Source organism: Trinickia fusca, assembly GCF_003628145.1.
Classification (GTDB): Bacteria; Pseudomonadota; Gammaproteobacteria; order Burkholderiales; family Burkholderiaceae; genus Trinickia; species Trinickia fusca.
In genome coordinates this window covers 546,029-568,132 of record NZ_RBZV01000001.1, presented here as the reverse complement: position 1 = coordinate 568,132, position 22,104 = coordinate 546,029, and the positions used below count along the sequence as shown (strand labels likewise).

The following is a 22,104-nucleotide window of genomic DNA, read 5'->3' as shown; positions in this document are numbered from 1 at the left end:
CCAAAAACGGGCCCGAAAAAGGAGGCGACTCTCACGCGTGACCGAAGGGGCTGACATAAAACCGCAACATTGTACCGGTTGACGGATTTGCCCCAAAGTCACTCCGCGCAAACCGGACGCGAATCCAACAGCCGCGTGACGAAGCTTTACACGGCCAATTGCACCCGCTACTCGCCGCCGTAGAAGTTCTGCGCGCCTGCGAAATTGTCGAACTTCGTATATTGCCCCAGGAACGTGAGCCGAACGGGACCGATCGGCCCGTTACGCTGCTTGCCGATGATGATTTCGGCCGTGCCTTTGTCGGGGCTGTCGGGGTTGTACACTTCGTCGCGATAGATGAACAGGATCACGTCCGCATCCTGTTCGATAGCGCCCGATTCACGCAAATCCGACATCACGGGGCGTTTGTTGGGCCGCTGTTCGAGGCCACGGTTCAGCTGCGACAGCGCGATCACGGGCACGTCGAGCTCCTTCGCGAGCCCCTTGAGCGAACGCGAAATTTCCGAGATTTCGGTCGCGCGATTTTCGCCCTGCGAGGAGCCGCTCATCAGCTGCAAGTAATCGATGATGATGAGGCCGAGCTTGCCGCACTGGCGCGCGAGCCGGCGCGCACGCGAGCGCAGTTCCATCGGGTTCAGGCCACCTGTCTCGTCGATGAACAGCTGCGCCTCGCTCATCTTCTGCACGGCGTGCGTGAGCTTGGGCCAATCCTCGTCGGTCAGGCGGCCCGTCCGCATACGATGCTGATCGAGGCGGCCGACCGAACCGAGCATCCGCATGACGAGCTGCGAGCCCGGCATTTCCATCGAGAACACGGCCACGGGCAGCCCGTATTCGACGGCGACGTACTCGCCGATGTTCATGGAAAATGCGGTCTTACCCATCGACGGCCGTCCGGCCACGATGATGAGCTCGCCACCATGCATGCCCGAGGTCATGCGGTCCAGATCGACGAAACCCGTCGGGGTGCCCGTCACGTCGCTCGGATTAGCCGTGTGGTACAGCGTATCGATCCGCTCGACGACCTGCGTCAGCAACGGGCCGATTTCGAGAAAGCCCTGCGTGCCGCGCGCGCCGTCCTCGGCGATCGAGAACACTTTCGACTCGGCCTCGTCGAGCAGCTGACGCACTTCCTTGCCCTGCGGGTTGAAGGCATCGGCGGAGATTTCGTCGGCGACCGACACGAGCCGGCGCAGCACCGCGCGATCGCGCACGATTTCCGCATAGCGGCGAATGTTCGCGGCGCTCGGGGTGTTCTGCGCGAGCGCGTTCAGATAGGCCAACCCGCCCACGTCCTCGGCCTTGCCTGAGGTCGTGAGCGCCTCGTAGACGGTCACGACGTCGGCCGGCCGCGTCGAGGCGATCAGACGGCCGATGTGCTCGAAGATGACGCGATGGTCAAAGCGATAGAAATCGCTGGCCGCTAGAAAATCGGCGATGCGGTCCCATGCGGCGTTGTCGAGCAACAGGCCGCCCAGCACTGACTGCTCGGCCTCGATCGAATGCGGGGGGACTTTCAGCGACTCGAGTTGGGGGTCTTTGGACGGTGCGTTCATGGGGTGGAATTATCGCGGAAATGCCTATACGGCCGCCACATGAAAAAAGGCAGGAGCCCGGTTGCCCGGTTCCCGCCCTTTTTAGGTACTGCGCGTGTACTGCAGACTAGCTCGCGCCAAGCCGGACAGGTGCCGGCTCGACCGATACGGCTATGAAGCGTCAGGCGTGTTCGCCGCGCACCGACACCGTGATGTCGACGAGCACGTCGGTGTGCAGCGACACTTGCACCGGATGGTCGCCAACGACCTTCAGCGGGCCAACCGGCAGGCGCACTTGTGCCTTCTCGACCGCGAAGCCTTGCTTGGTCAGCGCTTCGGCCAGGTCGGCGTTCGTCACCGAACCGAACAGACGGCCGTCGACGCCGGCCTTCTGAGCGATCTGGACCGTCAGGCCGGCCATCTTTTCGCCTTGCGCTTGCGCGGCTGCGAGCTTTTCGGCAGCCAGCTTCTCGAGCTCTGCACGGCGCACTTCGAATTCGGCGATTGCGTCCTTCGTTGCACGGCGAGCCAGCTTCTTCGGGATCAGGAAGTTACGCGCGTAGCCATCCTTCACCTTGACGATGTCGCCGAGGTTGCCGACGTTGACGACTTTTTCCAAAAGAATGATTTGCATTCGGATTCTCCTTGTAGCGTCGTCTGATTAGGCCTTGTGCAGATCGGTGTACGGCAGCAGCGCGAGGAAACGCGCGCGCTTGATCGCCGTGTCGAGCTGACGTTGATAGTGGGCCTTCGTACCCGTCAGACGAGCCGGCGTGATCTTGCCGTTTTCGCCGATGAAGTCCTTCAGCGTTTCGAGGTCTTTGTAGTCGATCGACTCGACACCAGCTGCCGTGAAGCGGCAGAACTTCTTGCGCTTGAAGAGCGGGTTTTGTTGCTGACGGCGCTTGTCGAATTTCTTACCAGTGGGACGGGGCATGTTCAGTCCTTTCCAATGTCCTGCAATTCTGTGATGTGAAACACCAAGGTTCTCGCGTTGCGGCTCTTCTTCGCCAGAAAGCCCGTGAAAAGCGTTTCGACGCCCATTTCACAGCCTTCGAGCTTGCCGCTCGCCGCGCCTGCGGCCAGTGCGGGCAACGTCAGTTCGACTTGCCGGACGATGCCGGCTTCGACGACTTGCGCCTGATGGTGCAACGTACAGCTCGCGATCGGAACGCCTGCCGGCGTATAGCGCAGCGGTTCGCGTTCGACGATGCTGGCCGTCAGTTGCAACCTGTTCACGAGAGCGGCAAAAAAACCGGGAAACCTTGGTGGCTTAAACCGTAAATACCGTTAAGCCTGCGCTTCGGACGGTTGCGATGCAGCCGCCTTCTTGGCTTCTTCGCGCTGCACTTCCTTCATCATCGGCGACGGGCCGGTCTCGGCCTTCTTCATCTTGACGATCAGGTGACGCAGCACAGCGTCGTTGAACTTGAATGCGTGCTCGAGCTCTTCAAGCGTAGCTTGATTGCACTCGATGTTCATGCAGACGTAGTGAGCCTTCGCGAGTTTCTCGATCATGTAGGCCAGCTGGCGACGGCCCCAGTCTTCGATGCGGTGGATCTGGCCACCGTGCGTAGCAATCGTGGACTTGTATCGCTCGATCATCGCGGGCACTTGCTCGCTTTGGTCGGGATGCACGACGAAGACGATTTCGTAATGACGCATTACACACTCCTTGTGGATAGAAGCCACCCGGGCGTCGATACCGGTGTGGCAAGTGAGAAGCCCGAAAGTGTAACCCAAGCTGGGGCGGGATGCAATCAAAGCCGTCGTCTGCCGGCGCATTTCGGGCGCATTTTCAACGGCTTAGCCCCGCTGCCTCGGTCGATTTGCGCGCACCTGCCCAGCCCGGCACGCAGGCTCCTGCCGTGACGTCAAGCCCCGCCGCCGCTCCAGTAGCCGGGCCGCGCATAGGCCTCCTTCAGGTAATCGATGAAGTAGCGCACCTTGGCCGGCACGTAGCGTTGCTGTGGGTACACGGCCAGGATGTCGTAATCGGGCAACGCGAATTCGTCGAGCACCGTTTCGAGCTCGCCGCGCGCGAGCTGCTCGGCAATCTCCCAGGTCGAGCGCCAACCGAGCCCCAGCCCCTCGGATGCCCAGCGGTGCAGCAGCTCGCCGTCGTTGCAGTCGAGCGTGCCGGCCACCCGCATCGTCACGAGCTTGCCGTTGCGTCGGAAATACCAGCCGCGGTTTTGCCCGCCTTGCAGATTGAACGCAAGGCAGTTGTGCTCGAGCAGGTCGTCGAGCGTTCTTGGCCTGCCATGCTTCGCAAAATAGCCGGGCGTGCCGCAGACCACACGCCGGTTCGAGGCGAGCTTGACGGCGACGAAGTTCGGATCGACCGCGCCGCCGATGCGAATCGACAGGTCATAGCCCTCACGCACGAGATCGACGACGCGGTCGGTCAGGTTGAACGACATGCGCAACTCGGGCTTGTCGGCCAGAAAGGCCGGCGCCAGCGGCGCCACGTGCTTGCGGCCGTACGCGGCCGGTGCGGACACGATCAGATGCCCCGTCACGGCGCGCCGCCCCGCCGCGAGCTCGTTCTCGGCCTGCTCCCATTCGGCGAGCAGGCCCCGGCAGCGCTCGAGAAACGAAGCGCCCTCCTCGCTGACCACGAGCCGACGCGTCGAGCGATACATCAGCTTCACGCCGAGGCGTTTTTCGAGCGCGTCGATGCGCCGCCCGAGGATCACCGGCGAGACCCCCTCCTCGAGCGCTGCCGCGGCCAGGCTGCCGGCCTCGGCCACCCGCACGAATGTTTCGATCTGCTTGAAGCGATCCATGTGCACTCCTCTATGTGGCCGGCCGCCGTCGCACCGCTGCGCGCGCTCATTCAATACTTTTTGTTTCGAAACAAGCGACTCCACCGAATCTTATCAAACCTTTTCGACAACCCTACAGTGCATCTGAACGCGGTTTCAACGCCATTCCAACGCCATTCAGGAGACATCCATGCCGAAGATGAGAGCCGTCGACGCCGCCGTGCTCGTGCTCGAACGAGAGGGAATCGACACAGCATTTGGCGTGCCGGGCGCCGCCATCAATCCGCTCTACTCGGCGCTGCGCAAGGCCGGCGGCATCAGCCACGTGCTCGCGCGCCACGTCGAAGGCGCCTCGCACATGGCCGAGGGCTATACGCGCGCAGCCCCGGGCAACATCGGCGTGTGCATCGGCACATCGGGTCCGGCCGGCACCGACATGATCACGGGCCTTTATTCGGCATCCGCCGACTCGATCCCGATTCTCGCGATCACGGGCCAGGCGCCGCGTGCGCGGCTTTACAAGGAAGACTTCCAGGCCGTCGACATCGAATCGATCGCCAAGCCCGTCACGAAATGGGCTGTGACCGTGCGCGAGCCTGCGCTCGTGCCGCGCGTGTTCCAGCAAGCCTTTCACCTGATGCGCTCGGGCCGCCCGGGCCCCGTGCTGATCGACCTGCCCGTCGACGTGCAACTGGCCGAGATCGAGTTCGACATCGATACGTACGAACCGCTACCCGTCTACAAGCCGAGCGCCACGCGCAAGCAGATCGAGGCCGCGCTCGCGATGCTCAATGACGCCGAGCGTCCGCTGATCGTGTCGGGCGGCGGCGTCGTCAATGCATCGGCCGAAGCGCTGCTCGTCACGTTCGCCGAAACGGTCGGCGTGCCCGTTATTCCGACGCTGATGTCGTGGGGCGCCATCGCCGACGATCATCCGTTGATGGCCGGCATGGTCGGGCTGCAAACGGCGCATCGCTATGGCAACGCGACGATGCTCGAAGCCGATTTCGTGCTCGGCATCGGCAACCGCTGGGCCAACCGGCATACGGGAAGCATCGACGTCTACACGAAGGGCCGCAAATTCGTGCACGTCGACATCGAGCCGACGCAGATCGGCCGCGTGTTCGGCCCCGATCTCGGCATCGTGTCCGACGCCAAGGCGGCGCTCGAGCGCTTCGTCGAGGTCGCGCGCGAATGGCAGGCGGCCGGCAAGCTGAAGGACCGCAGCGCGTGGGCCGAGGCCTGCCGCACCCGGAAACGCACGCTGCAACGCAAGACCCACTTCGACGATGTGCCGATCAAGCCGCAGCGCGTCTACGAGGAGATGAACCAGGTGTTCGGCCGCGACACCTGCTATGTGAGCACGATCGGCCTGTCGCAGATCGCCGCCGCGCAGTTCCTGCACGTGTACGCGCCGCGCAACTGGATCAACTGCGGCCAAGCCGGGCCGCTCGGCTGGACCATTCCGGCCGCGCTCGGCGTGCGTGCGGCCGACCCGCAGCGCCCGATCGTCGCGCTCTCGGGCGACTACGACTTCCAGTTCATGATCGAGGAACTCGCCGTTGGCGCGCAGTTCAAGCTGCCGTACGTGCACGTGGTCGTGAACAACTCGTATCTCGGCCTGATCCGCCAGGCGCAGCGCGCGTTCGACATGGACTACTGCGTGCAGCTCGGGTTCGAGAACGTGAATGCGCCCGAGGTCAATGGCTATGGCGTCGATCACGTGTCCGTCGTCGAGGGCCTCGGCTGCAAGGCGTTGCGCGTGTTCAAGCCGCAGGACATCCGCCCCGCGCTCGAAAAGGCACAGGCCATGCTCGCCGAATTCAACGTGCCCGTCGTCGTCGAGGTGATTCTCGAACGCGTGACGAACGTCGCGATGGGCACCGAGATCGACGCGATCAACGAATTCGAGCCGCTCGCAGAAACGCGTCACGACGCACCGACTGCGATCTCGCTGCTCGACTGAGCGAGCGTAATGGATTCGACGAGCACCCAAAAACCCAAAACGAGCGACAGCCCCGACCGACCGACGAGAACCGACATGCCGAAATTCGCCGCCAACCTGACGATGCTGTTCAACGAAGTGCCGTTCCTCGAGCGCTTCGCGGCCGCCGCGCAAGCAGGCTTCGATGCCGTGGAATTCCTGTTTCCCTACCCGTATGCCGCGCACGAGCTCGCCGAACGGCTCGAGACGAACCGCCTGCGGCTCGTGCTGCACAACCTGCCCGCCGGTAACTGGGAAGCGGGCGAACGCGGCATCGCGTGCTTGCCCGAGCGCATCGGCGAGTTTCAGGACGGCGTGGGCCGTGCCATCGAGTACGCAAAGGCGCTGAAGGTGCCGCAGCTCAATTGCCTCGTGGGCATTCCCACGCCTGATGTCGATGCCGACCTCGCCCGCGCAACCATCGTCACCAACCTGCGCTTCGCGGCGGACGCGCTCGAACGCGAAGGCATCAAGCTGCTCGTCGAGCCGTGCAACAGCTATGACATCCCGGGCTTTGCGCTCAATCGCTCGCGTCAGGCACTCGACGTGATCGAAGCCGTCGGCTCGACGAATCTGTATTTGCAGTACGACATCTATCACATGCAACGCATGGAGGGCGAACTGGCCGCGACGATCGAAAAACACTTGCCGCGCATCGCCCACCTCCAGCTCGCCGACAACCCGGGCCGGCACGAACCGGGCACCGGCGAGATCCACTACGCGTTCTTGTTCGCGCGACTCGACGCGCTTGGCTACGACGGCTACATCGGCTGCGAATACAAGCCGCGAACGACCACGCTCGATGGGCTCGGCTGGCTACGCGCGCTCGCGGGCCACCGCACCGCTTGAGACTCGCCGGCGAAAACCGCTCCACTCCATCAAGCGCGGCGGGCACTGCGCCTGCCGCGCCTCTCACCACGACAAGATAGACGGACCATCGACATGGCAAAGATCGGCTTCATCGGCCTCGGCATCATGGGCGCACACATGGCGCGCAACCTTCTCAAGGGCGGACACGCGCTCGTCGTCAACGGCGCTTATCCGATACCCGACGACCTGCGCGAGCGCGCGACGGTCGCCGCCGATTCGACGGCGGTCGCCAAGGCGGCCGACATCGTCATCTCGATGGTGCCCGACACGCCCGACGTCGCAAACGTGCTGTTCGCCGACGACGGCATCGCCAAGGGCCTGTCTGCCGGCAAGCTCGTCATCGACATGAGCTCGATCTCGCCGCTCGAGACGCAAGCGTTCGCCAAGCGCATCAACGCACTCGGCTGCGACTACCTCGATGCGCCGGTGTCGGGCGGCGAAGTCGGCGCGCGCGACGCCACGTTGACGATCATGGTCGGTGGCCCGGAGGCCGCGTTCGAGCGCGCCAAGCCGTTGTTCGAGCTGATGGGCAAGAACATCTCGCTGATCGGCGACAACGGCGCGGGCCAGACCTGCAAGGTCGCCAACCAGATCATCGTCGCGCTGAACATCGAAGCCGTCGCCGAAGCGCTGCTGTTCGCGGCGCGCTCAGGCGCCGATCCCGAACGCGTCAGGCGTGCGCTGATGGGTGGCTTTGCTTCGTCGCGCATCCTCGAAGTGCATGGCGAGCGCATGACCCAGCGCACGTTCGCCCCAGGCTTTCGCATCGAGCTGCACCGCAAGGACCTGAACCTGGCGCTCGACGGCGCACGCAAGCTCGGCATCGCGCTGCCCCATACCGCGAGCGCACAGCAGCTCTTCAGCGTCTGCGCCGCGCACGGCGGCAGCGGCTGGGACCACTCGGCGATGATTCGCGCGCTGGAATTCATGGCCGACTTCGAGATCGCGCAGGAGAAGGACCAGAAGACGCTTGCGGCCTGAACCGGCGCAAGCCCGGATTCGGCCTCCGGCTTTTCCAGCCGGACGGCCGGCACGTGGGGCGCCTCGCCCCGGCGCAAGCACAGGCAGGTCCCGCGACCTGCGGTGCGCCCGCCAGGGCAGGCAAAGAAGCCGCTTTCGGCTGAAGGCGGCGGTGGGGTCCGCAGCGGCACCCGGCGACGCCGGGGAAGCCTTGGTCGGTCAGACGTCGTCGTCGGGTGTCCGTCTGTCGGATTACACGTTCTTAGCGCCCGACCTTGCGTTACGATGGCGCGGCATCGCGCGCGCTCTCCCGTTCTGCTCAGTGCTCAGTAGGTATCGAACGCGCGTTGCAGCGCGACGCGATCGGCAAAGCCGGCCGTGAGCGCAAGCATCGTCAACACGCGCGCCTTGTACGGGTTCAGCGCGCCCGCGCTGACGAAGCCGAGCCTATCGTCGGGCGCCGCGCCGTTGTGCATGACGTGCCCCGAACCCACCCGTGAAGCGCGCACGACCTGGATGCCCGCGCTCACGGCTTCGGCCAGCGCGGCCTGCATCGACGCGTGGATCGAGCCGTTGCCGGTGCCTGCGACGACGATGCCAGCCACACGCGCCGCGATCAACGCATCGACCGTCAGCCGCGACGCGCCCGCATAGCTCGTGACGATTTCGACGGCCGGCCACGTCGATGCGACGGCAAACGGCGTGGCCGTCGTATGCGGACGCACGGCGCTGCGCTGCAAATCGACGCGACCATCCTGCACCCAGCCCAGCGCGCCGATCTCGGGCGACTGGAACGCGTCGACGGCATACGTACTCGTCTTCACGACATCGCGCGCACAGTGGATGCGATTGTTGAACGCGACGAGCACGCCCTGTCCGTGCGCGCCAGTCGACGCGGCTACCGTCACCGCATTGAGCAGATTGAGCGGGCCGTCAGCCGACAGCGCCGAAGACGGCCGCATCGCCGCGGTCAGGACGACAGGCTTGGCCGTTTTCAGCACCAGATGCAGCAGATAAGCCGTCTCTTCGAGCGTATCGGTGCCGTGCGTGACGACGACGCCATCGATGTCGTCCTGCAGGCACAACGCGTCGATGCGGTGCGCCAGCGTCGTCCACAGCGTGGCATCGAGATCCTTGCTATCGATGCTCGCGATTTGTTCGGCGTGGATGCGGGCGATGTTCGCGAGCGCGGGCACGGCCGCGAGCAGTCGGTCGACGCCGACCACGCCAGCCTGATAGCCGGCCGTTTGCGCGGCATCGGCCGCGCTGCCTGCGATCGTGCCGCCCGTGGCGAGGACGGCGATGCGCGGCAGCGCCGCTGTCGAAGAGGGGGATGAAGTCGTATTCATGGCCGCCATTCTATACGCGGCGGCGTGCCTATCGGCAGGCCGGCAGCGGGTCGCAGCCGGCCTTTTCCGTTACGCGGCTTCGCGCAGCCGGTTCGTCAGATCGGCCTCACTGAGCTGCGGCGCGAACATCTCGATGAAGCGATACGCGTACGCGCGCAGGAACGCGCCCTTGCGCAACCCCACGCGCGTCGTACTCGCGCCGAACAGATGCTGAGTGTCGAGCGCCACGAGCTCGGTATCGCGTTTCTCATCGTAGGCCATCGCGGCCACCACGCCGACGCCCATCCCGAGCTCCACGTAAGTCTTGATCACGTCCGAGTCGATCGCGGTCAGCACGACGTCGGGCAGGACGCCGGCCTTGGCGAACGCATCGTCGATGTGCGAGCGGCCCGTGAAATCGCGGTCATAGGTGACGATCGGATACTCGGCCACCTCTTCGAGCGTCAATTTCGTGGTGCGGCCGACGAGCGGATGCTGCTTCGGCACCACGACGACGTGGTGCCACGAATAGCACGGAAACGTCACGATGTCGGCGAAGCGGTCGAGCGCCTCGGTCGAGATGGCGATATCGGCCTCGCCGTCGATGATCATCTGCGCGATCTGCCGCGGGCTGCCCTGACGCAGCGCCAGATGCACCTTCGGAAAAATTTCGGTGAACTGACGAATCACCTTGGGCAATGCATAGCGGGCCTGCGTGTGCGTCGTCGCGACGACGAGATGGCCCGTGTCCTCGTCGGCATACTGGCGCGCGACGCGGCGCAGGTTCTCGGCATCGAGCAGCATGCGTTCGATCAGCCTGTGCACGGCCTTGCCGGGCTCCGTGAGCTCGGTGAGCCGCTTGCCGCGGCGGACGAAGATGTCGACGCCGAGCTCGTCCTCGAGGTCCTTGATCTGCTTGGAGACGCCCGATTGCGACGTGTACAGCGCATTGGCGACTTCAGTCAGGTTCAGATTGCGGCGCACCGCTTCGCGCACGAAGCGCAACTGCTGGAAGTTCATGTCGACCTCTCTTCTGTCAATCAGGTTCTATTGTTGTGATCGTGCGCGGCAGGCCACCGCCGCGCACGGTGTGGACCGACTTCAATGCTCTGCAAACACGCGCAGCGAGCGCGGCACGACCGTCACGCGCTCGCCCTCGGCAAGTGCGAGCGCCTCCCATGCGTCGCGCGTGAGCTCGGCCTCGAGCTGGCCCGCCTCGCCGGCCAACTCGACGCGCACCGATGCGCCGAGCTGAATCACGCGCCGTACGCTGGCGGCGAGGCCGTCGTGCGCCGCGTCGTCGTGGCGGTAAAGGCGCAGATCGTGCGGACGCACGTACGCATGCGCAGGCCCTTGCGCGACCGGCGCATCGCCTGCCGTGCGCGCGAGCGCGAGTGCCGCGTGAGCGCCCTCGGGCACGAAGCCGCACGGCTCGAGCCGCCCCGGCAACCGATTCGCGGCGCCCAGAAAGCCATAGACGAACGGCGTGCGCGGATGATCGTAGACCTCCTGCGGGCTGCCGGTCTGCTCGACCTGGCCGTGATTGATCACGACGATGCGGTCGGCCACGTCGAGCGCCTCATCCTGATCGTGCGTGACGAAGATCGTCGTGATCGCGAGCTCGTCGTGCAAGCGACGCAGCCAGCCACGCAACTCCTTGCGCACTTTCGCATCGAGCGCGCCGAACGGCTCGTCGAGCAGCAGCACCTTGGGCTCGACCGCGAGCGCGCGCGCCAGCGCGATGCGCTGCCGCTGCCCGCCCGAGAGTGCCGACGGATAGCGGTCGGCGACCCAGTCGAGTTGCACCAGCTCGAGCAGCTCGTGCACCTTCGCGCGAATAGCGGCCTCGCTGGGCCGCTCGCGGCGCGGCTTCACGCGCAAGCCGAACGCGACGTTCTCGAACACCGTCATGTGGCGAAACAACGCATAGTGCTGAAACACGAAGCCCACCTGCCGCTCGCGCGCATCGAGCGACCCGACATCGCGCCCGCCTAGCAGCACCTCGCCACGGTCGGCGGTCTCGAGGCCCGCGATCACGCGCAGCAGCGTGGTCTTGCCGCAGCCGGACGGACCAATCAGTGCATTGAGCTCGCCGCGTGCGAAGTAGAGCGACACGCCATCGAGCGCGGTAAACGCGCCGAAGCGCTTGTGCAGGTTGCGCACCGTGATTCCCATCGGCATCTCCCTATTCCTTCACCCTCGAACCTGCATGGCCGCTGCCAGACGCCGCTCGGCAACGAGCTTGAGGACCAGCGTCGCGAGCGCGATCAGTGCCAACACGGACGCGACCGCGAAAGCAGCCGCGAAGTTGTAATCGTTGTAGAGCATTTCGACGTGCAGCGGCATCGTATCGGTTTGACCGCGGATATGTCCCGACAGGACCGACACGGCGCCGAATTCCCCCATCGCCCGCGCGTTGCAAAGAATCACGCCGTACAGCAGCCCCCACTTGACGTTGGGCAGTGTGACGCGACGCCAGATCTGCCAGCCCGACGCGCCCAGCACGCGCGCGGCCTCTTCCTCGTCGCTGCCCTGCGCCTGCATCAGCGGAATCAGCTCGCGCGCGACGAAGGGAAACGTCACGAAGATCGTCGCAAGCACGATGCCGGGCACGGCGAAGACGATCTGCAGGTCGTGCGCCTCGAGCCACGGGCCGAGCCAGCCCTGCGCGCCGAACAACAGCACGTAGACGACGCCCGAAATGACGGGTGACACCGAGAACGGCAAGTCGATCAGCGTCGTCAGCAACGCGCGCCCGCGAAACTCGAACTTGGCGATGGCCCATGACGCCGCGAGCCCGAATACCAGGTTCAGCGGCACGGCGATCAGCGCCACGCCGAGCGTCAACGCGATGGCCGCCCGTGCGTCGGGGTCGGCGAGCGCAGCCAGATAAAAGCGCACACCTTTGGCGAACGCCTGATCGAAGACGACCACCAGCGGCACGACCAAAAACAGCGCGAGAAACACGAGCGCGACGCCGGTCAGCCCCCAACGCACGAGGTGGGGAACCATACGCGACCGAAGCGGAACGTGGGCGCGGCTCGCCTGCTCTGCCTCGTTCACGGAAATAGCCAAGCGGTTCATCGGCGCACCTCCCCGGTACGCTCCGTGAGCGCGGGCGCGCGGCTCGTACGGCGCTGCCAGTGCCATTGCAAGGCGTTGATGACGAACAGCATCGCGAACGAGGTGACGAGCATGACGACGGCAAGCGCCGTTGCGCCGGCGTAGTCGTACTGCTCGAGCTTCGTGACGATCAGCAGCGACGTCACCTCCGACTTCATCGGGATATTGCCGGCGATGAAAATGACCGAGCCGTACTCGCCGAGCGCACGCGCGAACGCGAGCGCGATGCCCGTCAAGAGCGCCGGCGCGAGCGCGGGCAGGATCACGCGCAAGAACGTCTGCGCGCGCGTCGCGCCCAGGCACGCCGCCGCTTCCTCCTGCTCGCGCTCGAAGTCTTCGAGCACGGGCTGCACGGTGCGCACGACGAACGGCAAGCCGATGAACGTGAGCGCGACGAGCACGCCGGCCGGTGCAAACGCGATCTTCACGCCGAGCGGCGCGAACCATTGGCCGATCCAGCCGTTGCCGGCGTACACGGCGGCCAGCGCGATGCCGGCCACTGCCGTGGGCAGCGCGAACGGCAGATCGACGATCGCATCGACGAGACGCTTGCCCGGGAACGGATAGCGCACGAGCACCCAGGCGACGAGCAGGCCGAACACGGCATTGATCAGCGCGGCGAGCGCGCTGGCGCCGAACGTGAGGCGGTACGACGCGAGCACGCGCGGCGACGCGACTGCCGCGACGAACTGGGCGACATCGAGCGTGGCCGCTTTCGCGAACGCCGCGGCGAGCGGGATCAGGACGATCAGGCTCAGGTACGTGACCGTCACCGAGAACGTCGCGCCGAAACCGGGCAGCGCACTCGGCTTACGGAAGGAGAACGTCGTCATGCTGGGCTCTTCAGGGTCAATCGATCGGCCTCGTCGCGCAGCCTGGTCAGGCCGCGCGCGGGGGCTCTCATCATCTGGGTGTGCAACGTCGGACTGCCGGATGCCGCTCGCTCAAAGTCAGCGCGGCTGATAGATCGAATCGAATACGCCACCGTCGGCGAAGTGGGTCTTTTGCGCCTTGGTCCAGCCGCCGAACGTATCGTCGACGGTGTACAGCTTCAGCTTCGGAAACTTGCCCGTCAGATCGGTCGGCACGCTGGCCGAGCGTGGGCGATAGAAATTGCGCGCCGCGATGCGCTGCCCTTCGTCGCTGTACAGGAACTTCAGGTAGGCCTCGGCGAGCTTGCGCGTGCCGTGCTTGTCGACGACCTTGTCGACCACGGCCACGGGCGGCTCCGCGAGAATGCTGGCCGACGGGACGACGATGTCGAACTGGTCCGCGCCGAACTCCTTGCGCGCGAGAAACGCTTCGTTTTCCCACGCGATCAGCACATCGCCCAGGCCGCGCTGCACGAAGCTCGTGGTCGCGCCGCGCGCGCCCGAATCGAGCACGCCGGCATTGCGGTAAAGCTGGGTGACGAACGCCTTCGCACTCGCCTCGCTGCCGCCCGGCCGGTGCAGTGCATAGGCCCAGGCGGCCAGATAGTTCCAGCGCGCGCCGCCCGAGGTCTTCGGATTCGGCGTCACGATCGAGATGCCGGGCTTGGTCAGGTCGTCCCAGTCCCTGATGTGCTTGGGATTGCCGTGCCGCACGAGCAGCACGATCGTCGACGTGTACGGCGCGGCGTTCTCGGGCAGCCGCTGTTGCCAGTCCTTGCCGACGAGGCCGCGATCCGCGAGCACGTCGACGTCATAGGCAAGGCCCAGCGTCACGACGTCGGCTTGCAAGCCATCGAGCACCGAGCGGGCCTGCGCGCCCGAGCCGCCATGCGATTGCCGAATCGCGACCGTCTCGCCGGTCTGCGCCTTCCACGAGGCCGAGAAGGCGCTGTTGATGTCCTGATAAAGCTCGCGCGTCGGATCGTACGATACGTTCAGCAACGTCGTTTCCGCATGTGCCGCGGTGCTTGCCGCAAAGGTCGTGACGGCCGCGAGCGCCACGGCCGCCGCGGCATGGGCGACGAACTTCGACTTGGCGCGCCAAACAGCGAGCCCACCCCGATTCACCATTCTCTTTTCTCCGTTTCGCATCGACTACGCCAGAACAATGGGGCCAGTCTAGCCAACGGCTCTTATCTCCAAAAATAATAAATGATCATTTTTTTATGAGTTTTTCTGCTAAGGGAAGGTGCGACGATGCGCTGCGGGGTCGCATCGTTTACTTGAAATCCATTCGATACTGTATAAAAATACAGCAACCTGTCTATCCATACAGTGGCTCCATGACCAAACTCACCGCACGACAGCAGCAGGTCTACGATTTGATCCGCCAGTCGATCGAGCACAGCGGCTTCCCGCCGACGCGCGCCGAAATCGCGGCCGCGCTCGGATTCAGCTCGGCCAATTCGGCCGAAGAGCATCTGCGCGCGCTCGCCCGCAAAGGCGTCATCGAACTCGCGGCCGGTGCATCCCGCGGCATCCGCCTGCTCGCGCTGGACGACATGCCACGCCAGCTCACGCTGCCGCATCCGGCGCTGATGCAGCTGTCGCTGCCGCTGGTCGGGCGCGTGGCGGCCGGTAGCCCGATCCTGGCGCAGGAGCACATCTCGCAACACTATGCGTGCGATCCCGCGCTGTTCTCGAGCAAGCCCGATTACCTGCTCAAGGTGCGTGGGCTGTCGATGCGTGACGCAGGCATCCTCGATGGCGACTTGCTGGCCGTGCAAAAGCGCACGGAGGCGAAGGACGGGCAGATCATCATCGCGCGGCTCGGGGACGACGTCACGGTCAAGCGTCTCAAGCGCCGGCCCAACGGTCTCGAACTGATCGCCGAAAACCCCGATTACGAAAACATCTTCGTCGCAGCCGGCAGTGCCGATTTCGCGCTCGAAGGCATCGCGGTGGGGCTCATTCGCCCGACCGAATTCTGACCATCACACCGGAGACGCCATGAACCGTCTTGCCCGCCTCATGCCGTTACGCCCTTTCGGCCGGCTGCGCCATCTGCGGAGCTTGCTGCCCTGCCCGCCGCTCGATGCGCTGGCGGCGCCGAACATCGCCGTCGAACGCGAACCCGGCGCCGATGAGCAGCCCTCCTCACTGCCGGCGTTTGCGCGCGTGTCGCTGAACAGCGCTCTCCATTCCGAGCCGGCGCGGCGCGCGCCCGTGCGCGTCTATCACGGTGCGTCGCGTGTGATCCTCGTCGGAACCATCGACGCCGTATGCAAGATGATCGATCGCTGCATCGACGAGGAACGTGCCGGCGTGCGCACCGCGCAATTGGGCTGAGTGAGCCTCGCCCGGCCCTGCTACGATGTTCGCACCGCAGCGGCCATCGTCGTCGCACCTGCCCTCAGCCAACGCTGTTTCGCTATGAACCACCGCTCTCAAAAACGGCTTATCGCGCTGTTGATCATCGCCGCGCTCGCCGTAGCGGGCTACACGTATGCCACGCCCTATCTCGTGCTTCATCGGCTCAAGCAAGCGGCCGACGCGCGCGATGCGGTGATGGTCGATCGGTATGTCGATTACCCATCGCTGCGCGTGAGCCTGAAGGAACAAGTCACCGAATTGCTGATGCGCCGCGTCGACGCACAAAAGCGCGAGCATCCGCTGGCTGCAATCGGGGCACTGGTGGGAATGGCGCTGATCAGTCCGCTCGTCGACGCCTATGCGACGCCCGACGGTGTCGCGGCGCTGCTAAATGGCTTGCCGCCGCGCGGCGAGCCCGGCGAAACACCGCCAGCGCCACCGAGCGATGCGACTTCCGGCGCGCCACGCGGAGAGTCGGCTCAGTCGTCCACCGAGTCCGCCGCGCCCGAGGCTGAACACAAGCCGTCACCGCGAACGAGCGCAGGGTACCGCTCGTTCGACGAATTCGTGGTCACGTATGAAGACAGTGGGGGACACCAGCGCTATAGCGCGATCTTCGAGCGCTACGGCTGGTTCTCATGGAAGCTTGCCGCCGTCGATCTGAATCGATGACGTGACGGCGGCACCGGCTCAGCGGTCCGACCCTGCGTTCGCAGGCGTACTCGAGGTTTCCGTCGTCTCCTCGGCCTCATGGGGCGCCGACACCGCCACCAGGATGCTGCACGAGACGCGGTCGAGCAACGGCGTGTTGCCCGAACCCATCCACCATCGCGACAGCCCGCTGCGCGCGCGATGGCCGACCACGACGAGATCGACCTTCAATTGTTCGGCCAGATTGGCGATCTCGTCGATCGGGTGACCGAACGCGAAATGCCCATGGGCCGTCACACCACGCTCGGTCAGCCAGTCGACACCTTCCTGCAGGATTTCGCGCGCGGCCTCCTCGAAGCGACTGCAGGCAACGTCGGTCAGCAAGCCGGCGCTTTGCGCAATGCTCGTACGCATATCGACCACCGACAACAGGTGCGTTTCGGCTTTCAGATCGAGGGCAAGGTTGGCGCCAACGCGCAGGGCCTTACGCCCTTCACGGGTACCGTCGTAGCAGAGCAGAATCTTGTTATAGCTTGCCATCAGGGTCTCCCTGTCCGCGTCGATCGCAGACGTTCATGTGTTCGTTGGAATCATGCTGCGCTGCAAGCGGGCTGGCAAGGCAAGGAAAACGCCTAGATTCGTCTGCTCGCACACGCACGGAGGCGGTCCATTCGCGACGGCCTGTCCGTGCCGAGTGAGACGACGCTGCCCGCGCCGCCAATGCACTAGAATGGCCCGGCCCCGCACGACCACGATGCGCCAACGCCCATGTCGAATCACGCCATCGAATTTCTCGAAGTCGAAAAGCACTACAGCGGTAGAGCCGTCGTCGATCGCCTTTCGTTTCATGTGCGGGCTGGAGAATGCTTCGGTCTGCTCGGCCCGAACGGTGCCGGCAAGACGACGACGTTACGCATGCTGCTCGGTCTCGCCGAGCCCGACGCAGGGCGAATCGCCCTGTGCGGACAGACCATTCCGAGTCAAGCACGCCTTGCCCGGCAGCGCGTCGGCGTCGTGCCGCAGTTCGACAATCTCGACCCCGATTTCACGGTCAGTGAGAACCTGATCGTCTTCGGACGCTACTTCGGTTTATCGACGAGCAAGGCTCGGGCCATGATCCCGGCACTGCTCGATTTTGCGCGGCTCGAGAGCAAGGCCGAGGCGCGTGTGGGCGAATTGTCGGGTGGGATGAAGCGGCGCCTGACGCTCGCTCGCGCCCTCATCAACGACCCAGACGTGCTCGTCATGGACGAGCCTACGACGGGACTCGATCCGCAGGCGCGCCATCTGATCTGGGAACGTCTGCGTTCGCTGCTTGCCCGCGGCAAGACGATTCTGCTCACGACGCACTTCATGGAAGAAGCCGAGCGGCTGTGCGACCGGCTGTGCATCATCGAAGAAGGGCGCAAGATTGCCGAAGGCGCGCCGAACGAGCTCATCGCGTCGGAAATCGGGTGCGACGTCATTGAAGTCTATGGTGCGTCGCCGGCCACGCTGCGCGACGAGCTCGCGCCGTTCGCGGTGCGTACCGAAATCAGTGGCGAGACGCTGTTCTGCTATGTGCGCGATGCAGAACCCGTCCATGCGCGGCTGGCAGACCGCACGGGGCTGCGTTACGTCCATCGCCCCGCCAATCTCGAAGACGTGTTCCTGCGGCTGACGGGCCGCGAGATGCAAGACTGAATCGCATAGGTGCAACGCACATGGATGCCCGTTCTTCCTACGAGACTCGCGTCAAGCACGACGCCGAACGCTCCGCGGCACCCCATCGCGCGGCGCTGGCGCTGCCGGCCAACGCGACGAATTGGGTTGCGGTATGGCGGCGCAACTACCTCGTCTGGCGCAAGCTCGCGCTCGCGTCGATGTTCGGCAATCTGGCCGATCCGATGATCTACCTGTTCGGTCTGGGTTTTGGACTCGGGCTCATGGTGGGACACGTCGACGGCGTGTCGTACATCGCGTTCCTTGCAGCCGGCACGGTGGCCTCGAGCGTCATGATGTCGGCAAGCTTCGAGTCGATGTATTCGGGCTTCTCGCGCATGCACGTGCAGCGCACCTGGGAGGCGATCATGCACACGCCGCTGACCCTTGGCGACATCGTGGCCGGAGAGATCATCTGGGCCGGCAGCAAGGCCGTACTATCGGGTGCGGCCATCATGCTCGTGGCGGGCGCGCTCGGCTACGCCCATTTTCCGTCGATGCTCGTCGCGCTGCCCGTGATCGTGCTGGCCGGTGTCGCGTTCGCGAGTCTCGCAATGGTCGTTACGGCGCTCGCGCCGTCCTACGACTTCTTCATGTTCTATCAGACACTGGTGCTGACGCCGATGCTGCTGCTGTCAGGCGTGTTCTTTCCGCTCGCGCAGCTGCCGGGGGCCGTGCAGCAAGCGGCGTGGCTGCTGCCGCTCGCCCATGCCGTCGAGCTCATTCGACCCGCGATGCTGGGGCGGCCTGTGGCGCATGTCTGGCTGCACGTCGCGGTGCTGGTCGCTTACGCGATCGTGCCGTTTTTCGTGTGCGCCGTGCTATTCAGGCGCCGACTCATGCGCTGAGGCGTCGGCGCCGTTCGTGCGCGTCAGACTTCGTCGTCGCTCCAGGGAATGTCGACGTCGCTCAGAAACGCGACCGTCTCGAGCGGGCGTCCGTCGTAGCGGCCGACCTTGCCGTCGGCACGCTGCCATTCAACGCGAAACGTCGTGGCAGTCGTGTTGGCGAGCAGCCAAATCTTGCGCAGCTCGTCGGGATCGGCTTGCTCGACGGGGCCATCGAGCGAAAGCAACAGTGTCTGCGGCCAGATGCCTTGGTCCGGGTCGTAAATGCGGTCGCCATCGGGGATCGACGTGAATGCCTCCACGCCGATGGTCTCGCAGGCGTCGACGACCATCTTGCCGAGCGCGCGCAGGAGCGCGGTGGCGCGGGCCGAATCTGCTTGCCGCATAGCGAGGTCGCCACGCGTGAGTGCCTGCTCGAGTTTGGGATCGATCTTTTGCTTGCTCATACGCTTTCCTGTGCTCGACTCCGGCCGCAAATGGCGGCGCGAGTCACTATTTTTACTACCAGTCGAGGCATCGTACCATCGCGCGACAGGCGCACGTCATCGAGTGCGATCGCGTTGAATTGTGAAGCCACAAAGAAAAACGGCACTGGAACAACTCCAGTGCCGTTTTCGGAATTTTGGGGTGGCTGATGGGACTCGAACCCACGACGACAGGAATCACAATCCTGGACTCTACCAACTGAGCTACAGCCACCACTGAATCTTGCTGCCTGGCTTGCCGAATCAGGCTTACCAACCAACGAAGAAGCGAGATTATACAAATTCGATTTGGGTTTGCATAGCCCCTCAATCGATAATTTCTGAAGATTCACGCAAATGGCTGCGCGCTTCATCAAAGATCGATAGATCGGCCGCCGCCAGACGCTTGCTGTCCGAGAGGACGCGACGCCAGCCGCGGGCGCCGGCTACGCCCCGGTGCAGCCCCAGCGCGTGACGCATGATGGCGCCGAGGAACGTGCCGCGCGCAAGCTCGGCAGCGCAATACTCGATGAGCTCCGACTCGATCTGCTCGCGCGTCTTGGCGGGGCCGGCAGCGCCATAGAAACGTGTGTCGACGTCGGCCAGCACGTACGGGTTGTGGTACGCCTCGCGACCGAGCATCACGCCGTCGACGTGCTGCAAGTGCGCCTCGACTTCGTCGAGCGTCTTGATGCCGCCGTTGATGATGATCTCGAGCGACGGAAAGTCGTGCTTGAGACGGTACGCATATTCGTACTTGAGCGGCGGGATCTCGCGGTTCTCTTTCGGCGACAAGCCTTTGAGGATCGCATTGCGCGCATGCACGACGAACACGTCGCAGCCGGCTTGCGCCACCGTGCCGACGAAGTCGCGCACGAAGGAATAGTCTTCGACCGCATCGACGCCGATGCGATGCTTGACCGTGACGGGCACCGTCACCGCATCGCGCATCGCCTTCACGCAATCGGCCACGAGTTGCGGCTCGTTCATCAGGCACGCGCCGAATGCGCCGCGTTGCACGCGCTCGGACGGGCAACCGCAATTGAGGTTGATCTCGTCGTAGCCCCACTGCTCGCCGAGCTTGGCGGCGCGCGCAAGGTCATTGGGCTCGCTGCCGCCCAACTGCAGCGCGACAGGCGCCTCTTCGGCCGTAAAGGTGAGATGGCGTGCCACATCGCCGAACAGCAGCGCGCCGGTCGTGACCATTTCGGTGTACAGCCACGTGTCGCGCGAGATGAGGCGATGGAAGTAACGACAATGTCGATCGGTCCAATCCATCATCGGGGCGACGGACACGCGCCTACCCGTTGATTTCGTCAATTTTCCCTGGAAATTCATCTGCTTAAATGCATTTTCCGGCTGCGTGATTCCCTGCGGTTCTTCGTCGTTTTGCTCGGTTTTAGCGGTCGAGTGCTACGATGTAGCCCCAAAAAAAGCCGCGTAGCACTGGGAGATAGGGGGACAATCACGCCGCGCCAACGTAAAGACGGGAGTATACGGCACACCGTCCCGATCCGCCGCAAGGAAGGCGGGAGAGCGGGCTTCACAGAGGCGCAGCCCTTCGACCGCGAGCGGGAACTGCCGCAACCGGCGCGCTGGAATCAGCGAAACAGCCCCTCGTCTCTCCGAGATGACCAGGCACTACATCCGCAAGCTCGATGCACATTCATCCCCTCCCCCCTCTGCAATGCCTCATCGCCTTCGATGCGGCGGCGCGATTCGGGAATTTCACGCGCGCCGCGCAAGAGCTGAACGTCACCCAGGGTGCCGTGAGCAAGCAAGTCGTCAAGCTCGAGAACTACCTGGGGACACCCCTCTTCGTGCGCGAAGCGAAAGCGCTGCGCCTGACTCGGGCCGGCCAAATTTATGCGCAACGTATACACGACATCCTTTCGGACTGCGCCCAAGCAACAGCCGAGGTAATGAAGGAGCAATCCCCGCACAGCGTAACCATCGCTTGCGCTTCCGGCACGGGCTCGCTCTTCCTGGCGTCGCGCATTTCCAAATTTTCACGCGAGCATCCGGAAATTTCGATTCGAATCGTCGTGCGCGAGGCCGTGTTCAGCCTGGCCCCCGCGGAATTCGACATCGGGATCTACTACATCCGCGACGCCCCGCCTCCAGGCATGAGCGGCGCCCCATTCATCAGTGAGACGGTGCAGGCCTATTGTGCCCCGGAGTTCTTGGCCGGCAAGCGCTATCAGCCAAGGGACCTCATGGGACACACGCTGCTTGTCGCGGACGAACAGCAGCGGCAATGGATGGGTTGGCGAGACTGGTTTCGCTTTACCTGCGGTGAAGCGGGCTTTACCCCGAAACGGACGATCACGGCGACGAGCTATCCGCTTCTGGTCCAACTCGCGCTCAGCGGCGAGGGCATCATTCTCGGCTGGAGCGAAATCATCAGAAGCCTCGTCGAGTCCGGTCAACTCGTTCTCGCGAGCGACGCTAGTGCAACCTATGGCGGTGGCTACCAGCTCGTCTGGCCGAGTGATCGCCGCGATACGATGGCAGTGGCCACCCTGCGCAACTGGCTCGTGCAGCACAAGTAGACGATGGCTGATCCATTCCAGAAAGTCAGCCTGCTCTGAGAAAATTTCTGAGCACCGCTCTTAAGCTTCCCATTA

General features: G+C 64.4%; 24 protein-coding genes and 1 tRNA gene. 9 read left to right on the top strand and 16 right to left on the bottom strand.

The window, feature by feature from the left end; translation table 11 throughout:
- Positions 1-167: 167 nt before the first annotated feature.
- The 6 genes from D7S89_RS02330 to D7S89_RS02305 form a co-directional block, all read right to left on the bottom strand.
- Positions 168-1,556, bottom strand: a complete 1,389-nt coding sequence (locus D7S89_RS02330) for a replicative DNA helicase (RefSeq protein WP_121275213.1) — start codon at positions 1,554-1,556, stop codon at positions 168-170.
- A 160-nt stretch (positions 1,557-1,716) separates the two neighbouring features.
- The gene (gene rplI / locus D7S89_RS02325; RefSeq protein ID WP_121275211.1) at positions 1,717-2,169 is read right to left on the bottom strand and encodes a 50S ribosomal protein L9; all 453 of its coding nucleotides are present in this window, start codon (positions 2,167-2,169) and stop codon (positions 1,717-1,719) included.
- A gap of 27 nt (positions 2,170-2,196) precedes the next feature.
- A complete protein-coding gene (gene rpsR, locus D7S89_RS02320; protein ID WP_121275209.1) occupies positions 2,197-2,472 on the bottom strand; it encodes a 30S ribosomal protein S18 in 276 nt (91 codons plus the stop codon).
- Between the two features lie 2 nt (positions 2,473-2,474).
- Positions 2,475-2,774 carry a primosomal replication protein N gene (priB, locus tag D7S89_RS02315; protein WP_121275207.1) on the bottom strand — a complete coding sequence of 100 codons (300 nt, stop codon included), beginning with the start codon at positions 2,772-2,774 and terminating at the stop codon, positions 2,475-2,477.
- Positions 2,775-2,825: 51 nt separating this feature from the next.
- Positions 2,826-3,200, bottom strand: coding sequence for a 30S ribosomal protein S6 (rpsF, locus tag D7S89_RS02310; protein ID WP_121275205.1), 375 nt, complete (start codon positions 3,198-3,200; stop codon positions 2,826-2,828).
- A 209-nt stretch (positions 3,201-3,409) separates the two neighbouring features.
- Entirely contained in the window at positions 3,410-4,324 is a 915-nt protein-coding gene (locus D7S89_RS02305; protein ID WP_121275203.1) for a substrate binding domain-containing protein, read from the bottom strand.
- Between the two features lie 169 nt (positions 4,325-4,493).
- On the opposite strand from D7S89_RS02305, the gene gcl reads away from it, so the two are divergent.
- From gcl to D7S89_RS02290, 3 genes are all read left to right on the top strand, one after another.
- Positions 4,494-6,269, top strand: coding sequence for a glyoxylate carboligase (gene gcl / locus D7S89_RS02300; protein WP_121275201.1), 1,776 nt, complete (start codon positions 4,494-4,496; stop codon positions 6,267-6,269).
- A 75-nt stretch (positions 6,270-6,344) separates the two neighbouring features.
- A complete protein-coding gene (gene hyi, locus D7S89_RS02295; RefSeq protein ID WP_121275199.1) occupies positions 6,345-7,136 on the top strand; it encodes a hydroxypyruvate isomerase in 792 nt (263 codons plus the stop codon).
- A gap of 93 nt (positions 7,137-7,229) precedes the next feature.
- Positions 7,230-8,138 carry a 2-hydroxy-3-oxopropionate reductase gene (locus D7S89_RS02290; protein ID WP_121275197.1) on the top strand — a complete coding sequence of 303 codons (909 nt, stop codon included), beginning with the start codon at positions 7,230-7,232 and terminating at the stop codon, positions 8,136-8,138.
- Positions 8,139-8,443: 305 nt separating this feature from the next.
- Here the strand turns inward: D7S89_RS02290 and D7S89_RS02280 are convergent, their stop codons facing one another.
- From D7S89_RS02280 to D7S89_RS02255, 6 genes are all read right to left on the bottom strand, one after another.
- Positions 8,444-9,466 carry an asparaginase gene (locus D7S89_RS02280; RefSeq protein WP_121275193.1) on the bottom strand — a complete coding sequence of 341 codons (1,023 nt, stop codon included), beginning with the start codon at positions 9,464-9,466 and terminating at the stop codon, positions 8,444-8,446.
- A gap of 69 nt (positions 9,467-9,535) precedes the next feature.
- Entirely contained in the window at positions 9,536-10,465 is a 930-nt protein-coding gene (locus D7S89_RS02275) for a CysB family HTH-type transcriptional regulator (protein WP_121275191.1), read from the bottom strand.
- 81 nt (positions 10,466-10,546) lie between these two features.
- Positions 10,547-11,620, bottom strand: coding sequence for a sulfate/molybdate ABC transporter ATP-binding protein (locus D7S89_RS02270; protein WP_121276017.1), 1,074 nt, complete (start codon positions 11,618-11,620; stop codon positions 10,547-10,549).
- An 18-nt stretch (positions 11,621-11,638) separates the two neighbouring features.
- Positions 11,639-12,529, bottom strand: a complete 891-nt coding sequence (gene cysW, locus D7S89_RS02265; RefSeq protein WP_121276015.1) for a sulfate ABC transporter permease subunit CysW — start codon at positions 12,527-12,529, stop codon at positions 11,639-11,641.
- On the bottom strand, positions 12,526-13,401 hold the full coding sequence (cysT, locus tag D7S89_RS02260) for a sulfate ABC transporter permease subunit CysT (protein WP_121275189.1): 876 nt from the start codon (positions 13,399-13,401) through the stop codon (positions 12,526-12,528). The genes cysW and cysT overlap by 4 nt, the downstream gene beginning before the upstream one ends.
- A 117-nt stretch (positions 13,402-13,518) precedes the next feature.
- A complete protein-coding gene (locus D7S89_RS02255) occupies positions 13,519-14,571 on the bottom strand; it encodes a sulfate ABC transporter substrate-binding protein (protein ID WP_121275187.1) in 1,053 nt (350 codons plus the stop codon).
- 212 nt (positions 14,572-14,783) lie between these two features.
- On the opposite strand from D7S89_RS02255, the gene lexA reads away from it, so the two are divergent.
- From lexA to D7S89_RS02240, 3 genes are all read left to right on the top strand, one after another.
- Positions 14,784-15,431: a transcriptional repressor LexA gene (gene lexA / locus D7S89_RS02250; RefSeq protein WP_121275185.1), complete on the top strand. Its 648-nt coding sequence runs from the start codon at positions 14,784-14,786 to the stop codon at positions 15,429-15,431.
- Between the two features lie 19 nt (positions 15,432-15,450).
- Positions 15,451-15,789 (top strand): hypothetical protein, encoded by a 339-nt coding sequence (locus D7S89_RS02245; RefSeq protein ID WP_121275183.1) that lies wholly within the window; start codon positions 15,451-15,453, stop codon positions 15,787-15,789.
- A gap of 84 nt (positions 15,790-15,873) precedes the next feature.
- A complete protein-coding gene (locus D7S89_RS02240) occupies positions 15,874-16,485 on the top strand; it encodes a DUF2939 domain-containing protein (RefSeq protein WP_121275182.1) in 612 nt (203 codons plus the stop codon).
- Between the two features lie 18 nt (positions 16,486-16,503).
- Here the strand turns inward: D7S89_RS02240 and D7S89_RS02235 are convergent, their stop codons facing one another.
- Complete coding sequence (locus D7S89_RS02235) at positions 16,504-17,004, bottom strand: universal stress protein (protein ID WP_121275180.1); 501 nt, start codon at positions 17,002-17,004, stop codon at positions 16,504-16,506.
- A gap of 228 nt (positions 17,005-17,232) precedes the next feature.
- On the opposite strand from D7S89_RS02235, the gene nodI reads away from it, so the two are divergent.
- Together nodI and D7S89_RS02225 are read left to right on the top strand one after the other, a co-directional pair.
- Positions 17,233-18,147 carry a nodulation factor ABC transporter ATP-binding protein NodI gene (gene nodI, locus D7S89_RS02230; protein ID WP_121275178.1) on the top strand — a complete coding sequence of 305 codons (915 nt, stop codon included), beginning with the start codon at positions 17,233-17,235 and terminating at the stop codon, positions 18,145-18,147.
- A gap of 20 nt (positions 18,148-18,167) precedes the next feature.
- Positions 18,168-19,013, top strand: a complete 846-nt coding sequence (locus tag D7S89_RS02225) for an ABC transporter permease (RefSeq protein ID WP_121275176.1) — start codon at positions 18,168-18,170, stop codon at positions 19,011-19,013.
- A 23-nt stretch (positions 19,014-19,036) separates the two neighbouring features.
- Here D7S89_RS02225 and D7S89_RS02220 read toward each other — a convergent pair whose 3' ends face one another.
- The 3 genes from D7S89_RS02220 to dusA form a co-directional block, all read right to left on the bottom strand.
- On the bottom strand, positions 19,037-19,459 hold the full coding sequence (locus tag D7S89_RS02220; RefSeq protein ID WP_121275174.1) for a hypothetical protein: 423 nt from the start codon (positions 19,457-19,459) through the stop codon (positions 19,037-19,039).
- Positions 19,460-19,636: 177 nt separating this feature from the next.
- A tRNA-His gene (locus tag D7S89_RS02215) sits at positions 19,637-19,712 on the bottom strand.
- 92 nt (positions 19,713-19,804) lie between these two features.
- Positions 19,805-20,815, bottom strand: a complete 1,011-nt coding sequence (dusA, locus tag D7S89_RS02210; protein ID WP_121275172.1) for a tRNA dihydrouridine(20/20a) synthase DusA — start codon at positions 20,813-20,815, stop codon at positions 19,805-19,807.
- 320 nt (positions 20,816-21,135) lie between these two features.
- Here dusA and D7S89_RS02205 point away from each other — a divergent pair, with 320 nt between their 5' ends.
- Entirely contained in the window at positions 21,136-22,029 is an 894-nt protein-coding gene (locus D7S89_RS02205) for a LysR substrate-binding domain-containing protein (RefSeq protein WP_121275170.1), read from the top strand.
- Positions 22,030-22,104 lie beyond the last annotated feature (75 nt).

What these genes read in the sequence shown, in the direction of transcription:
- D7S89_RS02330 (WP_121275213.1), bottom strand. Translation starts at nt 1,556, where the DNA reads ATGAACGCACCGTCCAAAGACCCCCAACTCGAGTCGCTGAAAGTCCCC.
- rplI (WP_121275211.1), bottom strand. Translation starts at nt 2,169, where the DNA reads ATGCAAATCATTCTTTTGGAAAAAGTCGTCAACGTCGGCAACCTCGGC.
- rpsR (WP_121275209.1), bottom strand. Translation starts at nt 2,472, where the DNA reads ATGCCCCGTCCCACTGGTAAGAAATTCGACAAGCGCCGTCAGCAACAA.
- rpsF (WP_121275205.1), bottom strand. Translation starts at nt 3,200, where the DNA reads ATGCGTCATTACGAAATCGTCTTCGTCGTGCATCCCGACCAAAGCGAG.
- D7S89_RS02305 (WP_121275203.1), bottom strand. Translation starts at nt 4,324, where the DNA reads ATGGATCGCTTCAAGCAGATCGAAACATTCGTGCGGGTGGCCGAGGCC.
- gcl (WP_121275201.1), top strand. Translation starts at nt 4,494, where the DNA reads ATGCCGAAGATGAGAGCCGTCGACGCCGCCGTGCTCGTGCTCGAACGA.
- hyi (WP_121275199.1), top strand. Translation starts at nt 6,345, where the DNA reads ATGCCGAAATTCGCCGCCAACCTGACGATGCTGTTCAACGAAGTGCCG.
- D7S89_RS02290 (WP_121275197.1), top strand. Translation starts at nt 7,230, where the DNA reads ATGGCAAAGATCGGCTTCATCGGCCTCGGCATCATGGGCGCACACATG.
- D7S89_RS02280 (WP_121275193.1), bottom strand. Translation starts at nt 9,466, where the DNA reads ATGAATACGACTTCATCCCCCTCTTCGACAGCGGCGCTGCCGCGCATC.
- D7S89_RS02275 (WP_121275191.1), bottom strand. Translation starts at nt 10,465, where the DNA reads ATGAACTTCCAGCAGTTGCGCTTCGTGCGCGAAGCGGTGCGCCGCAAT.
- D7S89_RS02270 (WP_121276017.1), bottom strand. Translation starts at nt 11,620, where the DNA reads ATGGGAATCACGGTGCGCAACCTGCACAAGCGCTTCGGCGCGTTTACC.
- cysW (WP_121276015.1), bottom strand. Translation starts at nt 12,529, where the DNA reads ATGAACCGCTTGGCTATTTCCGTGAACGAGGCAGAGCAGGCGAGCCGC.
- cysT (WP_121275189.1), bottom strand. Translation starts at nt 13,401, where the DNA reads ATGACGACGTTCTCCTTCCGTAAGCCGAGTGCGCTGCCCGGTTTCGGC.
- D7S89_RS02255 (WP_121275187.1), bottom strand. Translation starts at nt 14,571, where the DNA reads ATGGTGAATCGGGGTGGGCTCGCTGTTTGGCGCGCCAAGTCGAAGTTC.
- lexA (WP_121275185.1), top strand. Translation starts at nt 14,784, where the DNA reads ATGACCAAACTCACCGCACGACAGCAGCAGGTCTACGATTTGATCCGC.
- D7S89_RS02245 (WP_121275183.1), top strand. Translation starts at nt 15,451, where the DNA reads ATGAACCGTCTTGCCCGCCTCATGCCGTTACGCCCTTTCGGCCGGCTG.
- D7S89_RS02240 (WP_121275182.1), top strand. Translation starts at nt 15,874, where the DNA reads ATGAACCACCGCTCTCAAAAACGGCTTATCGCGCTGTTGATCATCGCC.
- D7S89_RS02235 (WP_121275180.1), bottom strand. Translation starts at nt 17,004, where the DNA reads ATGGCAAGCTATAACAAGATTCTGCTCTGCTACGACGGTACCCGTGAA.
- nodI (WP_121275178.1), top strand. Translation starts at nt 17,233, where the DNA reads ATGTCGAATCACGCCATCGAATTTCTCGAAGTCGAAAAGCACTACAGC.
- D7S89_RS02225 (WP_121275176.1), top strand. Translation starts at nt 18,168, where the DNA reads ATGGATGCCCGTTCTTCCTACGAGACTCGCGTCAAGCACGACGCCGAA.
- D7S89_RS02220 (WP_121275174.1), bottom strand. Translation starts at nt 19,459, where the DNA reads ATGAGCAAGCAAAAGATCGATCCCAAACTCGAGCAGGCACTCACGCGT.
- dusA (WP_121275172.1), bottom strand. Translation starts at nt 20,815, where the DNA reads ATGAATTTCCAGGGAAAATTGACGAAATCAACGGGTAGGCGCGTGTCC.
- D7S89_RS02205 (WP_121275170.1), top strand. Translation starts at nt 21,136, where the DNA reads ATGCACATTCATCCCCTCCCCCCTCTGCAATGCCTCATCGCCTTCGAT.